We start from the raw sequence: 15,561 nt of genomic DNA, 5'->3' as shown, positions 1-15,561 counted from the left end.
AATTATATCAGCTTGTTAAGTGGTGCCCGGGGGCGGAATCGAACCACCGACACGAGGATTTTCAATCCACTGCTCTACCCCTGAGCTACCCGGGCACGGGGAAGGGCGACGCCCTTCGGGTGCAGGCGGAATAGCCGAGCTGATAACGGGTGTCCAGTGCCTTTTTCGACGTTTTTTGCTTCTGATGATATTCCGTGTTGCCAGCCCTTCCGGAAGCCGCCCTTAAAAGGTAAACCGCGCAGCATGGCTCTTTGCTTTGAAACACTTGGCGACCTTCTGAACCACGACTTTGACACGGTCATCGACGTGCGCAGCCCTGCCGAATTCGCCGAGGATCATGTGCCCGGGGCGATCAACCTGCCGGTGCTGGACAACGAGGAACGCGCCCGCGTCGGGACCATGTACAAACAGGTTTCGCCCTTCAAGGCGCGCAAGATCGGCGCCGCCCTCGTGTTCCGCAACGCCTCGGCGCATATCGAAGGACCGCTGGCCCATCACGAGGGCGACTGGCGGCCGCTGGTCTATTGCTGGCGCGGCGGGCAACGCTCGGGGTCGTTCGCCTGGATGCTGCGCGAAATCGGCTGGCGGTCAGAGACCATCCAGGGCGGCTACAAATCCTTTCGCCGGCTGGTGACCGCCGCGCTGTACGACAACCCGTTGCCGCACCGGCTGATCCAGCTGGGCGGCTATACGGGCACCGCCAAGACTGCGCTTTTGCCGCGTTTGCAGGCGCTGGGGGTGCAGGTGCTGGACCTTGAGGGGATCGCGCGGCATCGCGGGTCCTTGCTGGGGGGGATGCCGGGGGGGCAGCCCAGCCAGAAGGCCTTTGAGGCGGACCTGGCCGGTCAGTTGCACGCGCTTGACCCGGCAAGGCCGGTGCTGGTCGAGGCGGAAAGCAGCAAGATCGGAGAGATCAACCTGCCGCCCAGCCTGTGGGACGCGATGAAAAGCGCCCCCTGGATCGAGGTGAGCGCCCCGGTCGAGGCGCGCGCGCGCTACCTGGCCGAGGCTTACGAGGATATCCTGGCCGATGCGGATCGGCTGCGCGCCCGGCTGGCGCCGCTGCGCTATCACCGCGGCCATGCGTTGGTGGACCATTGGGACAGCCTGATTGCCGCCAACGACCGGCTGGGGCTTTGCGCCTCGTTGGCCGCCGATCACTATGATCCGGCCTATGAACGGTCGATGCGGGCCATCGCGCCAAGCGTGGCCGAACGGGTCCCGACACAGAGCCTGGATGATGCGGCGCTGACCGATCTGGCCGGGCGGCTTGCCCAGGCCGTGCAGCGCATCAGCGGATAAGCATCTGGCCGGGGTGCTCGGTGATTTCGCCGATGATCGCGGCCTCGTACCCGGCCTGGCGCAGAGCCTGCAGGGCCTGGGGCGCGCCTGTTGGCAGGCAGGCCAGAAGGCCACCGGCGGTTTGCGGATCGAACAGAAGATCGCTGCGCGGGCTTTGCGGCACAAAGGGCAGCGCGGCACGGTTTTCGGGGTAAAGCGTTGAGCGCACGCCGTTTTCCGATAGCTCGAGCGCGCCTTGCAGGAACGGAACGGCGTTTAGCGACAGGGCGGCGCCGACCTGCGATGCCTCGCAGATGTTCAGCAGGTGACCGGCCAGACCAAAGCCGGTGACATCGGTCATGGCCGAAGCGCCGCGCAGGATCTGCGCCGCCCGGGCCTGCGGCTGCACCATCGCGTCATAGGCGGCAGCGACCCAGTCGCCGTTTGCCTGACCGGCCATTTCCGCCGCCATCAACACGCCCGAGCCGATCGGCTTGGTCAGGATCAGGGTGTCGCCGGGGCGGGCGCCGGCCAGGGTGATCGGGTCTTTTTCGCACAGGCCTGTGACGGTAAAGCCGATCGTCAGCTCCGAGCCAAGCGAGGTATGGCCGCCGACGATGGCCGCGCCCGCGTCATGCATGACCTCATGCGCGGCCTGCATGATTTCCGACAGGCTGCGGCGGGCCAGCGCCGGCGCCATGCGGGGCAGGATGATCGTTGCGGTGGCGGCCTGCGGCGCGGCGCCCATGGCCCAGATGTCCCCCAGCGCGTGGATGGCGGCGATGCGGGTCATCAGGACGGGGTCGGGCATCATGGCGCGCAGGTGATCGGTGCTGATGACCTGCCGCGCGCCGCCGGTTTTCAGCATGGCGGCATCGTCGCCCTTGACGCTGACTACGTCGTCGCGGCCGTGCTCTGGCAGATCGGCCAGGGCCTGGGACAGCGCATCGCGCCCCACCTTGGACCCGCACCCGCCGCACATCGGTTTCGGGCCGATCGCCTCGGCCATGCCGGCGGCATGGCGGTCGGGCAGGGGCGGCGGAGCCATCTGCGGCAGGCTGCGGAACCCTTGCATGAATGTCTGGTCGATATGGTCTTTCCAGCGCCACATGACGGGGCCGGACAGCGTGACGCCAAAACGGTCGGCAAGTGCGGATTTTTCGCCAAGCGAGATCAGCTTGAGATAGTCGTCCTGCGGCTGATAGGGGCGCAGGGTGGTCTTGCCAGCCAGCAGGCTTTGCAGGTTTTCGAACAGGATCGGCGCCTGGCGGACGGCATAGACCCCGGCCTTGGGGCGGGGGGCATGTTGCATGTGGGCGCAATCGCCGACCGCGAAAACCTGCGGGTCCGAGCTGCGCAACGTCGCGTCGACGGTGACGAAGCCCTGTTCATGCGCCAGACCGGTGTCCGCCAGCCAACCATGGGGCAGGGCCCCGGCCGCACCGGTGATGAACTGCGCCTCGATCTTCTCGCCATTGGTCAGTTCCAGCCCCTGCGCGGTCACCCGCGTGATCTGTGTCTGTTCAAGCAAGGTCACATCCTCGGCGATCAGCGCCTTGCGCAGCCGGGCCGCCGCCGGGGGGCGCAAGGCTGCAAGCGCCGTGCCGCGATCGATCAGCCAGACCCGGGCGCGGCGACCATCGCGGCGCATGGCGTGGGCCAGCGCCATGGCGATTTCCGCCCCGGCGACGCCGCCGCCGATGACGGCAATCGAGGCCGCACCGGCGGTCTTGCGAAAATCGGCCCAGCGGGCGGCAAAGGTGCCCAGCGGCTTGGCCGGAACCGCATGTTCGGCAAAGCCGGGCAGGGTCGGCATGCGGCTGGTGATGCCGATGTCGATCGAGGCCAGGTCATAGCCGATGGGCGGGCGGCCGGGCACGTGGATTTCGCGTTTTTGCAGGTCGATCCCCTGCGCTGCGCCCAGGATCACCCGGGCCTGGGCAAAACGCGCCAGCCGGATCAGGTCGATATCCAGCGCCTCGCGGTCGTAGTGACCGGCCAGAAAGCCGGGCAGCATCCCCGAATAGGGCGCAGTCGGCCCGGGGTTGATGACCGTCAGGCGTACGCCGGGCAGGGGCGACATACCCCATTTGCGCAGGACCAGCGCATGGGTATGGCCACCGCCGACAAACACGAGATCACGGGTGAACGGCAGACTGGGGTGCATGGTCACGCCTTTCCTGAAGTCGCGGCGCCGATCGCCGCAGCTGCAGGACAGGAATGCCACAAGGCGGGCGTGATTGTCGCCGGTCCGTCATGTCGCATGATCGGGATTTGCCTGCTTGGCCGGCGTGCGCGGTCAGAACAACAGGATGTCCTCGGGTGTCTTGACGGGCGGCGCGACGGGTTTGACCGGGGCGACCTGGTCTATGTTGCCCTGCACCAGTAACTGCCGGACCAGCCCGGTGGTCGGCCAGAACCGGATGCGCCGCGCCGAGGTACCGCCGACGCTTTCGGCGAGGCAGGGAATCCCCTCGTCCTTCAGGAACTTGTGGGCAAAGGCGGCATTGGATGCGCCGATGTTGCGCAGGTTGCACATCATCTTTGCGCCGCCAAAGATCTTGGCCTCGAGCCGGTGACGTTCGGCGCCTTTTTTCAGCAGGCCGTTGATCAGCAATTCCATGGCATTGGCGCCATAGCGCACATTGCCGGCATTGCTGGCGTCGCCTTCGGGCAAAAGGAAATGGTTCATGCCGCCGGCCTTGAGCACCGGATCGCACAGGCACACGGCGATACAGGACCCAAGAACCGTGGTCAGGACGGCGTTCGGGTCGGTGCTGATGACATAATCGCCCTGGATCACGTTGATGAGGGTTTCTTGTGTCTGCATCAGTGGTGCGCCTCGTGTCTGGATTTGGAAGGGGCCAGAAGGCTGGGCCCAATGCGGTTCAGCGGCAGGCTGACCTCGGCGGCGCCCAGTTCGACGGCGGCGCGGGGCATTCCATAGACGACCGAGGTCGCCTGGTTCTGCGCGATGGTGCGGGCGCCGGCGTCGCGCAGTTCCTTGAGCCCCTCGGCGCCGTCGCGCCCCATTCCGGTCAGGATGGCCGCCGATACCTTTTTCGCAAAGGGCACGGCCGAGCGGAACAGGACGTCGACCGAGGGCAGGTGGCCCGACACAGGGGGGCCTTGTTCCATGGTCGCACGCCGCGGATTGGTCTTGTCCAGCACCAGGTGGGCACGGATGCCTGCCCCGATCAGGATTTCACCCCGGCGCAGCTCGTGCGTGCCGCTGGCCAGCGTCACGCGCGCCGCGCATTGCCGGTTCAAAAGCCCCGCAAGGCTGTCGCCAAAGCCAAGGCCCGTGTGCTGCACGATCAATGTCGGCGGGCAATCGGGCTGAAAATTGGACAGGACGGAGATCAGGGCATCGACCCCCCCGGTGCTGGAGCCGATCACGATGATCCGGTCAGCGTCGGGTATCGCCTTGACGGGCGCCGGGGGCGGCGGGCTGGGCTTGGCCGCGACAGGCACCGGTCTGGCGGGACCCGCGCTGGTCAGGCTGCGCAACTGATCGGCGATCATCTCGGGGCTGGCGGTGGCGGGCACCGCGAATAACTCGGACCCCATGGGGTTGCCGGGCGAAACCGTGCGGTGCAGGTCCGCGCCCTGATCCCTGTCCGTGACCACAAGCCAGCGCACATCCAGGGCCGAAAACAGCGCCCGCATGACTTCGAATTCCGGAAGCCTGGCAAGGCCGCTGGAAATCAGGACGACCTTTGGCAGGTTTGCTTCGACTTCGTTGTAGGTGTTCATCAAGTCGGCGGTGCAGGCAATCACCCGAAAATCCGCCAGGCGATCCACCACGGATGCCAGACGGTTTCGCTGGACAGGCTCCGGAATCGCTACAATTGTCGACTTTGTCGTCACGATTGATCCTCTAGAAGGCTGTGGTCCTGGAGCGATGCCCTGACTGACCGATTGCGAAGGCGGCCGTTTTCGACCGGCAAAGACCGTTCGGTGATCAGAACAGTTCCGCGTGTTGCGTTTGTTCGCGTTTGACCTCGGCTCCGCGCAGGCGCGCAGCCATGTCGCGCAAGGTGATGGCGGATATCGCATCCTTGACGCAGACCTGCCCATCGACCGTGGTCAGCATCGACAGCCGTTCCAGATAGTTGGACAGGGCCGTGATGGACTGCAACAAAAAGTCCACATCCTGAAGCGTGCCGATGGAATGCCCGTCCAGTTTGACCGCGGGGTTCTGGTACAACGATTCAAGCGTGTCCTCGAGCCGTGCAATGCGGTCCTGCAGGCCGCGCAGCTCGGCTGCCACGCGGCCGCTGGCGACGGACAGCGGTTGCAGTTCTGCCCCCGACCCGGTCATAGGCGCCCCACGACACTTTCGATGCATTGCTTCATCGAAGCGGATGTAAAGGGTTTCTTGATCATGTTGTTCAACCCCAGCCGCCTTGCCTCATTGACGATCTCCGGGGTCGGGCGCCCGGTCACCAGGATGAACCCCATCTTTTGCGTAGATGGCGCGGTACGGACGGCCTTGAGCAGACCGAGGCCGTCCAGCCCGGGCATGTTGAAGTCCGACAGGACCAGGTGGACCGGCGTCGTGGACAGCCGTTCCAGTGCGCGGCTGCCGTCGTTTTCGGTGATGTAGTTCTTGATCCCGATGTCATCGAGCGCCTGGGTGATCAGGCCGCGGCTGGTCGCCATGTCGTCGACCACCATAATTCTAAGGGATTCTTTCAAACCCATGTTGCTCTCCTATCGAGGTTGTGCGGCTGTTGCGGTCGCGGTTTTCTGGTAGCTGGTGATGCCAACGCCCCTGAGGACGCTGGTGGCGGGGCCGGTGATCCGTTCCGAATGTCCGATGAACAGATACCCGCCGGGCATGAGCAAATCGCAAAAGCGCTGCCACAATGCCTGCTGGGTTTCCTGATCGAAATAGATCGCCACGTTTCGGCAGAAGATCGCGTCGAACGGTCCCTGGAACGGCCATTGGGAAATCAGGTTCAGCTCGGCAAAGGTGATCAGACGGCGCAGGTCGTCGGACATCGAAAGCGCCGGTTTGCCACCCGTCGCGGTGGTCACCCATTTCTTGCGATAGGCCTCGGGGATCGCGGCGGCGTCCTCTGGCGCATAGCGCCCGGTCTTGGCCTTGGCGACGATTTGCGGGTCGATGTCCGTGGCCAGGATCTTGGCGTCGTGGTTGTGGGCCTCGGGAAAGACATCGAGCAGGGACATGGCGATGCAATAGGCCTCTTGACCGGAGGAACAGCCGGCCGACCAGATGCGCAGGCGCTTGCCGTTCCGGGCGCGATCGGCGCAGGCCGGCAGGACATCCTTGCGCAGCATCTGAAAATGATGATCCTCGCGGAAGAAATTGGTGACATTGGTCGTCAGGGCAGAAATCAGCTCCATCCGTTCGGAATCATCATCGCCCTTGTCCAGCAGTTTCATGTATTCGGAAAAGCCGGCGATCTTGCGCGCCTTCAGGCGTCGCGACAGGCGCGAATAGACCAGCGGCTTTTTGCTTTGCGCCAGGTTCAGCCCGAATTCCCGGCGCGCCAATGTGGCGAGGGCCTGAAAGTCCTCATCGCTGAAGGGCACGTCTGCCGCGCCTGGTGTTCCGACCAGCTGGGTCATCAAGAAGCGCCTTTGCCCGCGTCCAGAACCGCATCCAGATTGACCACCCGCACCATCGATTCATCGACCGAGATCATGCCCAGGATGCTGTGCTTGGTTGCGTCCGATTTGATGTCGGGGGTTTCCTGAATGGCGGATTTTTCCACCGACAGGATCTCCGAGACGGATTCGACCAAAAGGCCGATGGTTGTGCCGCCAACCGCTGCAACGATGACGACATTGCGTTCGTTCGCCGGCGTCGCGCCCAGGCCAAAGCGTGCCGCAAGGTCAAAGATCGGGATCACCGCGCCGCGCAGGTTCATGACGCCAAGCACGTCCTTGGGCGTGTGCGGCAAGGCGGTGACCGGGGTCCAGCGCCGGATTTCCCGGATCTGCGTGATCTCGAGGCAGAAACTCTGCCCGCCCGCAGAGAAGGTGATGAATTCGAACTGCGAGTCGTTGCGGACTTCTGCTGCTTCAGCCATGACGAAGCTCCATTCTGCTCTGTTGTGCCATGAGATCCGTTCCGGTGATGTGGCCAAGGCGGATCAGTTCTTCGGGATCGAGGATCAGCGCGATCTTGCCATCCCCCAGGATGGTGGCGGCCGAAACCCCGGGGATTGCGGTGTAATTGCTCTCAAGACTTTTGATCACGACCTGCCGCTGGTCGTGGATCGAGGACACCCGCAGCGCGGTCAGCCCGTTGGTTTCCGTCGACACCAGCAACAGGATACCGGTCTGCGCCCGTTCGGGTTTGTCGGCCAACCCCAACGACTGGGCCACATCGACAATCGGCACGTACGAGCCGCGGACACTGACCACTTCGCTGTCGGTGCCGATGATATGGATGTCGCGGGCGCTGGGTCGGATGGTTTCCAGGATCGAGGCGATCGGAATGACCATGGTCTGATCGGCGACGGCGATCACGAAACCGTCCATGACCGCAAGGGTCAGGGGCAGCACGATCGTGAAGGTCGTGCCCTTCCCCGGCGTCGAGCTGATCGAAACGCGACCACCCAGCGCCTGCACGGCGTTCTTGACGACGTCCATGCCGACACCGCGCCCGGACAGGTTGGACACCTGGCCTGCGGTCGAAAACCCGGGCAGGAACAAGAGGTTGTCGATCTCGGGTTCCGACAGTTCGGCATCGGCGGCGACCAACCCCTTTTCGACGGCCTTGGCCAGGATGCGTTCGCGGTTCAGGCCGGCGCCATCGTCGGCGATTTCGATGAACACGCTGCCCGAGCGGTGCGACGCCGAGAGCCGGATGGTGCCGGTGGCATCCTTGCCTGCCGCAGCCCGGTCGGCCGGGCTTTCGAGCCCATGGTCGACGGCGTTGCGCACCATGTGAGTCAGCGGATCGGCCAGACGTTCGATCACCGTCTTGTCGACTTCGGTGGAATCGCCCACAGTCACCAGCTTGGATTTCTTGCCGGTGGCATCGGATGCCTCGCGCACGATGCGGGACATGCGCTGGAACAGCGGTTTCACGGGCTGGGCGCGGATCGCCATGACGCCTTCCTGGATGTCGCGCGCCAGCAGCTTGTAGGCTTCGAGCTCGTTCGTCAGATGCGCCACGGTCGGCAGGTCAAGCTCCTCGATTCGCTGGGAAATCATGGCCTGGTTGATGATCAGTTCGCCAACCGTGTTGATCAGGCGGTCGACCCGGTCCAGATCGACGCGCAGGGTTGGCTTGGGGCCGCGGGATTCCTTGGATTGCGCCGCGGCGGACGATGCCGGTTTCCCGACCTCGGCTGCCTTGGAGGAAGCCGCGGCCTCAGGCTTTTTTGCCGTGGGTTCCGGATCCTGAAGCGGAGGGAGCGCGTTGGGCGCCGCCAGAACAGAAGGCGCGGCATCCGCATCGACGGCGATTTCCAGATCGCACAGCCCTTCGACGAATTCAAAGACCTCGTGCAGCGTCGTCTCCGGCTCGGCGGTGGTCAGTTCAAGCGCCCAGGACAGCACGGAATCAGACGGATCGAATGCGTCGAATTCGGGCAGGTCGGACAAATCGACCGTGGATTTGAGCTGGCCCAGTTCGGCCAGGGCGTCAAAGATCAAAAGCGGTTCGTGACCGTTTTCATACAGCGACTTGCGCGGGCGAAAGGTGATCCGGAACAGCCTTTCGCCGTCGGCCAGATCCTCGGGCAGGTCCAGGCCCAGCGGCGGGGGGCCGCCAATGTCCAGGGTCATCGCCTCAAAGCTGAATTCCTCCTCGACCGCCTCGGGGCCAAGGTAATCCTCAAGCTCTTTGATCAGGGTGGTTTCGGCGCTTTCGTCCAGGTCGGTTTCGTCGCGGGCCGAGGCGACCAGGTCGTTCAGCATGTCGCCGGACCGATGGAACAGGCCGATCAGCTTTTCATCCACGCTGAGTTCACGATCGCGCACCTTGTCCATGACGGTTTCAAAGGTATGCGCGAAATTGACAAGCCGGGTCAGCGCAAAGGCACCGGCGCCACCCTTGATCGAATGCACGGACCGGAAGACCGCGTTGACGACTTCCGTGTCATCAGGCGATTCCTCCATGAGGGCCAGTCCCTCGACCAGGGCTTCGAGAAGTTCTTCGCATTCCTCGAAGAAGGTATCGCGGATCGAATTGCCAGACATCAGCCTACATGCCCCGTCAATCTTTTGAGGACGGAAACCAGAGAGGCGTCGTCAAAGGGTTTGACGATCCAACCGGTTGCCCCGGATTCGCGCGCCCGGGATTTCAGGTCATCCGAGCTTTCGGTGGTCAGGACGAGGATGGGAACATTGGTCTTGTTGGGGCCGCTGCGCAGGGATTCGATCACGCCAAAGCCATCCATGCGCGGCATGTTGATGTCGGTTATCACGACGTCCGGATCGACATCGGGAAAGACCTCGACCCCTTCCTGCCCGTCCTCGGCAGAATGAAATTCAAACCCCGCCCCTTCCAGCGATACCCGCAGAAGGTTTCGGATCGTGCGTGAATCGTCGATTGCAAGCACCTTTGTCGTCATTGCGGCATCTCCTTGTCGAAATGATCGGGCGCGAGCCCAAGCCGGCCTAGGCCATCACGGAAAGTCGGCGTCATGTCGGTGACCTGAAATACGGACCCGTCGTTGCGCCATTGCTTTTCGGCGACCAGAAGCAACTGGAGCCTGTGGGCATCCAGGCGCTGGACATCGCGCGCCGAAATCGTCACGGGTGCATTGCGGGCGCCAAGCAGGAAGGGAACCAGAGGATCCTCGCCCGAACGCGCCCTGGTTGCCCCAAGAGCGTGAAAGTTAATGTCTTGCATCGTGAAACCGTTCCTTCGTGGCACCATGCGCGCCGCTGATGGGCACAATTGACAGCCAGAAGGAATACGGACGCACCCTTAATAAAGGGTTTTGAGGTTTGAGGTTTCAGGCCAGACTTGCCGCGCGGTGGCCGATCGGGGCCGAAGCAAGGCCCGGCCTGGATTGACTGTGGCAGAACCTTGGGGATTTTGCGAAATCCCGAAAATTTCATTTTGAAGCAATGGGTTGGGCCAGTGTCCTGGCCCGCTGCGCGCGGGTCATGCCAAAGCCCCGGACTGGTCCGCGGCTCTGCTGGGCGTTTCAAAAGGTCAAGTTGACGCGAATTGGACAGAGTTCGGGGGCCGCCAGGGACTGGCCTTGGACGGCCCCCGTACACCCCCTTACAGCAACAGCGGCATCATCAGCGTGGCCAGGCTGAGCACCAGGAAGAAACCCGCCATGTCGGTGATCGTGGTCAGCAACGGCCCGCTTGCCGCCGCCGGGTCCTGGTTCAGCCGCTTGAGAAGCAAGGGCACGACGCCGCCGATGGACACCGCGATCACCGTGTTGATGGCCAGCGCCAGGCCGATCACCAGGCCCAGATAGGGGTTGCCCTTCCAGGCAAAGGCGACAAGCCCGATCAACACACCCAGCGCCAGGCCGTTGATGACCCCGACTGACACCTCCTTGAGCCAGACGCGAAAGGCGTCCTTGGGCTGGACGATGCCCAGCGACAGCTCGCGCATGGTGACGCCGACCGCCTGGTTGCCCGAACAGCCGGACATGTCCGACACCATGGGCAAAAAGACCGCGATGGCGATGACGGCGGCCAGGGTTTCCTCGTAGGCGGAAATGACGCTGGCGGCGATGATGTTCAGAACGATGTTGGCCGACAGCCAGGCCAGCCGCCGGCGCGAACGCAGCCACAGCGGCATGGCGCGCACTTCGTCGCCGACAACACCCTGACGTTTCAGGCTGGAGCTTTCGGCCCGTTCCAGCGCGGCGGCATCGACGGCGCTGCGCGACACGACCCCGGCGATCCGGCCATCCTTTTCGACAACCGGCAGGCCAAGATAGTTGTTGCCGTCGAACAGATCCTGCAATTCGTCCAGCGTGGTATCGACGCTGACGGTCATCGGGGTGGTCATGATCGTGGTCAGCTTGTCGCTGCGCTTGGCGGTCAGCAGCCCGCGCAGCGAAACGACCCCGACCGGGCGATCATCGGCATCGACCACATAGGGGTGCTGGCCGCGATAGCGTTCGAAATCGTCATCTTCGCTGACCATGCCGCGCAGCACCGCGCCCACGGTCGCCGTGTCGGGAAAGGAAAAGGCCTCGGCCACCATCAATCCGCCGGCGGTGTCGTCCTCGTAGGCGGCCAGCCTGCGCAGGTCGGCGGCCTCTTCGGGGTCAAAGCGGGACAGGATCGCTTCGGCCTCTTCGGTGTCGAGATCGCCGATCAGGTCGGCCTGAAGGTCGGAATCGAGTTCATCAAGGACTTCGGCGGCGCGTCCGGCCTCCATCCGTTCGACCAGGTCGGTGGCGGTTTCATGCGGCGCCTCTTCGACCAGGTCGGCGGCGAGCTCAGCATTGACCAGTTCCAGCAGCAGGTCGCGGTCGTCCTGGGACAGCGACAGAAGTTGCCGCATCTTGCCGCTGATCGGCAGCGGGGCCAGCAGGGACTCGATCTTTTCGGCGTCGCGTTGATCGAGCGCCTCCTTGATCTGTTCGCGCATCGGGCGCTGGCTGTCCTCGGCGGTGTCGAGTTCGATCTGGTCTTGGTCATCGGTCATGATGCCGACTCCTTTCCGGCCCTGTTCGCGGGGGTGTAAAGGGTTTTGGGGGGCTCAATCCCGCAGGGGATTGGCAACAAGCTGCGCGTGGATGTCGTCGTCCAAAGGCGTTCCGAAGGTGTTCAGGATAAAGCCCAGCGTGGAATAAAAGCCGACCGTCGCCATCAGGTCGAACACCGCATGGGTGCCAAAGGTGGCGGTGACGGCGGCCAGCGTTGCAGGGTGCAGGCGGGCGCCGTCGAACAGTTCGTCCACGGCGGCGCACAGGATCGCGTCGCCCGGTTGCATGGCGTCCAGCGGGCCGCGCAGGGATGCGATGCGCGGGTCCGTCAGCCCGTATTTGCGGGCCCGGACGATATGCTGCGACCATTCATAGGGCGATTGCAGCCGGTGGCCGCCGCGCAGGATGACGACCTCCAGATCATCGCGGCCAAGCGCCGAGTGGTTGACGATGTGATCGCGCAGATCGGCCCAGGCCCGCAGCAGCGCCGGGTGATGCGCCATGGTGCGATAGACGTTCAGCCCGCCGGCAAAACCGGACAGCATGTCCGCCAGTTCGGGCGGCCAGTCGGCATCGCCCAGCGGCGCCAGAACGGGCTGGGGACCAGCGTCAGACATAAGAGGCATCAAACGGTTCAAAGGCTTCGGCCCGCGCCCGGTTCCAGCGCATGGAATAGCCAAAGTCGTCACCGTCGCCGCGCAGCAGGAACCCTTCGGGCAGGTAGGGATAGACCTCTTCTCCGGTGACCATGTCGCGGTCGCTTTCGCGCATCAAGAGGTGGTGCGGCATGAAGCCGTTGGGATGGGTCAGGCCCGCCGCGCCGGTCATTTCGGCCAACGCCTTGAGCGTGTTCTGGTGAAACCGGAAAACGCGTTCGGATTTGGCCGGGACGTCCAGCGCGCGCTGGCGCGTCTTGTCCTGGGTGGCCACGCCGACGGGGCAGTGGTTGGTGTGGCAGGCCTGGGCCTGGATGCAGCCGATCGAAAACATGAAACCGCGCGCGGAATTCGCCCAGTCGGCCCCCAGCGCCAGCGATTTGGCAATGTCAAAGGCGGTCACCAGCTTGGCCGAGGCGCCCAGTTTCAACCGGTCGCGCAGGCCCGCGCCGCGCAGGGTGTTGTGGGCAAAGACCAGCCCTTCGACCAGCGGCATGCCCATGTGGTTGGCAAATTCCAGCGGCGCAGCGCCTGTGCCGCCCTCTTTGCCATCGACGACGATAAAGTCGGGGACGATGTCGGTTTCCAGCATCGCCTTGACCATGCACATGAATTCGCGCCGGTGCCCGATGCACAGCTTGAAGCCCACCGGTTTGCCGCTGGCGTTGTCGCGCAGGGTCTTGATGAATTGCATCAGTTCGATCGGGGTGGAAAATTCGGGGTGCGAGGCGGGCGACACGCAATCCTGCCCCATCGGCACGCCGCGCGCCTCGGCGATCTCGGGCGAGATCTTGGAGGCGGGCAGAACCCCGCCGTGCCCGGGTTTGGCGCCCTGGCTCAGCTTCAGCTCGATCATCTTGACCTGGGGATCGGCGGCCTGTTCGCGGAACTTGTCGACGTCAAAGCGCCCCTCGGGGGTGCGGCAGCCGAAATAGCCCGACCCGACCTCGTAGATGATGTCGCCGCCGCCCTGGCGGTGATAGCGGCTGATGCCGCCTTCGCCGGTGTCATGGGCAAAACCGCCCATGCGCGCGCCTGTGTTCAGCGCAAGGATCGCATTGGCCGACAGCGCGCCAAAGGACATGGCCGAGATGTTGTAGATCGAGGCATCATAGGGCTGCTTGCAGTCCGGACCGCCGATCGTGACGCGGAAATCATGGTTGGCGATGTGTTTGGGCGCGGCGGAATGGGTCAGCCACTCATAGCCGGAATCGTAAACCCGCTGCCGGGTGCCAAACGGGCGCTTGTCCTCGACCCCCTTGGCGCGCTGATAGACAAGTGATCGTTTGTCGCGCGAAAACGGTTCTTCGTCCTGATCGCTTTCGATCAGGTATTGGCGGATTTCGGGGCGGATGCCTTCGAACATGAACCGCATGTGACCGATAATCGGATAGTTGCGCAGGATCGAATGGCGCGGTTGCACCAGGTCACTGACGCCTAGCGCCACAAGCGCCCCGAACAGCAGGACCCCCAGCCAGAACCAGGACGACCAGATCAGCCCGACAAGGGACAAAAACGCCAGAACGGCACAGCCGGCAAGAACGGAAAAACGCATGTATGGCCCCTTTTCGGATCAGGTCCCGATGACGGCGTCTATGGCGCGCCCCAGCTTGTCGGTCAGCTCGTCCAGCTGGTGGTCTTCGATGATGAAGGGCGGGGCCAGCAGGACATGGTCGCCGCGCCGCCCGTCGATGGTGCCGGACATCGGATAGCAGGCCAGGCCTTCGGCAAAGGCGGCCTTCTTGATCTTGGCGGCGACGCCCCTGGACGGATCGAAGGGGGCCTTGGTATCGCGGTCCTCGACCAGTTCGATGCCGCGAAACAGCCCGCGCCCGCGCAGATCGCCCACATGCGGGTGCTGGCCAAAGCGCTGCTCGAGCCGCTGCGCCAACGCTGTGCCTTGCGTGTTCACCCGCTCCAGCAGGCCGCGGCCAAGGATCGCGTTCACCACCGCATGTCCGGCCGCGGCGGCGGCGGGGTGGCCGATATAGGTGTGTCCATGCTGGAAAAAGCCGGACCCGTTCGCGATGGCATCATAGATCGCCGAGGTGCAAAGCATTGCGCCGATCGGCTGATAGCCCGCGCCAAGCCCCTTGGCGATGCAGGCGATATCAGGGGCGACGCCGTCCTGTTCGCAGGCGAACAGGGTGCCGGTCCGGCCCATGCCGCACATGACCTCGTCAAGGATCAAGAGCACGCCGTAGCGGTCGCAGATCTCGCGGATGTGCTTGAAATAGCCCGGGGCAGGGGCCAGCGCCCCGGCGGTCGCGCCGACGACGGGTTCGGCCATGAAGGCCATGACCGTTTCGGGACCGACGCGCAGGATTTCATCCTCAAGCGCCTGAGCGGCGCGTTTGCCGTAATCCTCAAGGCTTTCGCCGTCCTGGCGGAGGCGGTATTCGTAGCAGGGGTCGATATGGCTGACGTCCAGAAGCAGCGGGCCGAACTGCTGGCGCCGCCATTCGTTGCCCCCGGCGCTGAGCGCGCCGATGGTGTTGCCGTGATAGCTTTGCTTGCGGGCGATCAGGCGGCTGCGTTGCGGTTCGCCCTTTTCGACCCAGTACTGGCGGGCCAGCTTGATCGCGGCCTCGGTGGCCTCGGACCCGCCGGAGACCAGATAGACGCGGTCCAGATCGCCGGGCGCGTGTTCAATCAACAGATCGGCCAGCTGTTCCGCCGGCTGCGATGTGAAGAAACCGGTATGGGCAAAGGCCAGGGTGTCCAGCTGCGATTTGATCGCTTCGGTGATGTCGGGATCGCCGTGGCCCAGGCAACTGACCGCCGCGCCGCCCGATCCGTCCAAGTACTGCTTGCCCGAGGCGTCGAACAGATAGCAGCCCTTGCCGCCCACGGCGACCGGAGGTGAGGCATGACAGTGGCGGGCAAAGATATGCGACATCAGGATTTCCCAGTTGTGTAGGCCGACAGGCGCTGCGCACGCCCGGCACGATGGGCGTCAGGCAAACACGGTTGCGAGCGTGGTTCAAGGGTCCCATGGCGCAGCGCGCGCC

Annotated in this window: 15 protein-coding genes and 1 tRNA gene; 1 reads left to right on the top strand and 15 read right to left on the bottom strand. The window is 64.2% G+C overall.

Features of this window, described 5'->3' with window-relative positions; all coding sequences use genetic code 11:
• Window positions 1–20: 20 nt before the first annotated feature.
• Window positions 21–95 (bottom strand) — tRNA-Phe (locus QF118_RS17800).
• Between the two features lie 148 nt (window positions 96–243).
• On the opposite strand from QF118_RS17800, the gene mnmH reads away from it, so the two are divergent.
• Window positions 244–1,302 (top strand): tRNA 2-selenouridine(34) synthase MnmH, encoded by a 1,059-nt coding sequence (mnmH, locus tag QF118_RS17795; RefSeq protein WP_282300377.1) that lies wholly within the window; start codon window positions 244–246, stop codon window positions 1,300–1,302.
• Here the strand turns inward: mnmH and selD are convergent.
• From selD to QF118_RS17725, 14 genes are all read right to left on the bottom strand, one after another.
• Window positions 1,292–3,448, bottom strand: a complete 2,157-nt coding sequence (gene selD, locus QF118_RS17790; RefSeq protein ID WP_282300376.1) for a selenide, water dikinase SelD — start codon at window positions 3,446–3,448, stop codon at window positions 1,292–1,294. The genes mnmH and selD overlap by 11 nt on opposite strands.
• 132 nt (window positions 3,449–3,580) lie before the next feature.
• Window positions 3,581–4,111 carry a chemotaxis protein CheD gene (locus QF118_RS17785; RefSeq protein ID WP_317133885.1) on the bottom strand — a complete coding sequence of 177 codons (531 nt, stop codon included), beginning with the start codon at window positions 4,109–4,111 and terminating at the stop codon, window positions 3,581–3,583.
• A complete protein-coding gene (locus QF118_RS17780) occupies window positions 4,111–5,037 on the bottom strand; it encodes a CheB methylesterase domain-containing protein (RefSeq protein ID WP_282300375.1) in 927 nt (308 codons plus the stop codon). Before QF118_RS17780 ends, QF118_RS17785 begins: the two co-directional genes overlap by 1 nt.
• Window positions 5,038–5,245: 208 nt before the next feature.
• Window positions 5,246–5,605, bottom strand: coding sequence for a DUF8776 family protein (locus QF118_RS17775; RefSeq protein WP_282300374.1), 360 nt, complete (start codon window positions 5,603–5,605; stop codon window positions 5,246–5,248).
• Window positions 5,602–5,988 carry a response regulator gene (locus QF118_RS17770; RefSeq protein WP_282300373.1) on the bottom strand — a complete coding sequence of 129 codons (387 nt, stop codon included), beginning with the start codon at window positions 5,986–5,988 and terminating at the stop codon, window positions 5,602–5,604. The genes QF118_RS17775 and QF118_RS17770 overlap by 4 nt, the downstream gene beginning before the upstream one ends.
• A gap of 9 nt (window positions 5,989–5,997) precedes the next feature.
• Window positions 5,998–6,879, bottom strand: a complete 882-nt coding sequence (locus QF118_RS17765; RefSeq protein WP_282300372.1) for a CheR family methyltransferase — start codon at window positions 6,877–6,879, stop codon at window positions 5,998–6,000.
• Window positions 6,879–7,343: a chemotaxis protein CheW gene (locus tag QF118_RS17760; RefSeq protein ID WP_282300371.1), complete on the bottom strand. Its 465-nt coding sequence runs from the start codon at window positions 7,341–7,343 to the stop codon at window positions 6,879–6,881. Before QF118_RS17760 ends, QF118_RS17765 begins: the two co-directional genes overlap by 1 nt.
• The gene (locus QF118_RS17755) at window positions 7,336–9,465 is read right to left on the bottom strand and encodes a chemotaxis protein CheA (protein ID WP_282300370.1); all 2,130 of its coding nucleotides are present in this window, start codon (window positions 9,463–9,465) and stop codon (window positions 7,336–7,338) included. The genes QF118_RS17760 and QF118_RS17755 overlap by 8 nt, the downstream gene beginning before the upstream one ends.
• The gene (locus QF118_RS17750; RefSeq protein WP_282300369.1) at window positions 9,465–9,839 is read right to left on the bottom strand and encodes a response regulator; all 375 of its coding nucleotides are present in this window, start codon (window positions 9,837–9,839) and stop codon (window positions 9,465–9,467) included. Before QF118_RS17750 ends, QF118_RS17755 begins: the two co-directional genes overlap by 1 nt.
• The gene (locus QF118_RS17745; protein WP_282300368.1) at window positions 9,836–10,120 is read right to left on the bottom strand and encodes an STAS domain-containing protein; all 285 of its coding nucleotides are present in this window, start codon (window positions 10,118–10,120) and stop codon (window positions 9,836–9,838) included. Before QF118_RS17745 ends, QF118_RS17750 begins: the two co-directional genes overlap by 4 nt.
• Before the next feature lie 381 nt (window positions 10,121–10,501).
• Window positions 10,502–11,893: a magnesium transporter gene (mgtE, locus tag QF118_RS17740; RefSeq protein ID WP_282300367.1), complete on the bottom strand. Its 1,392-nt coding sequence runs from the start codon at window positions 11,891–11,893 to the stop codon at window positions 10,502–10,504.
• 54 nt (window positions 11,894–11,947) lie between these two features.
• Window positions 11,948–12,511 carry a carboxymuconolactone decarboxylase family protein gene (locus QF118_RS17735; RefSeq protein WP_282300366.1) on the bottom strand — a complete coding sequence of 188 codons (564 nt, stop codon included), beginning with the start codon at window positions 12,509–12,511 and terminating at the stop codon, window positions 11,948–11,950.
• Window positions 12,504–14,105 (bottom strand): FMN-binding glutamate synthase family protein, encoded by a 1,602-nt coding sequence (locus QF118_RS17730; protein ID WP_282300365.1) that lies wholly within the window; start codon window positions 14,103–14,105, stop codon window positions 12,504–12,506. Before QF118_RS17730 ends, QF118_RS17735 begins: the two co-directional genes overlap by 8 nt.
• A gap of 18 nt (window positions 14,106–14,123) precedes the next feature.
• On the bottom strand, window positions 14,124–15,449 hold the full coding sequence (locus QF118_RS17725) for an aspartate aminotransferase family protein (protein ID WP_282300364.1): 1,326 nt from the start codon (window positions 15,447–15,449) through the stop codon (window positions 14,124–14,126).
• Between the last annotated feature and the right edge of the window lie 112 nt (window positions 15,450–15,561).

It is taken from the genome of Tropicibacter oceani, assembly GCF_029958925.1.
In the GTDB taxonomy this organism is placed as follows: domain Bacteria; phylum Pseudomonadota; class Alphaproteobacteria; order Rhodobacterales; family Rhodobacteraceae; genus Pacificoceanicola; species Pacificoceanicola oceani.
Note: the sequence above shows the minus strand (reverse complement) of the source record. Positions and strands in the feature narration are given on the sequence as shown.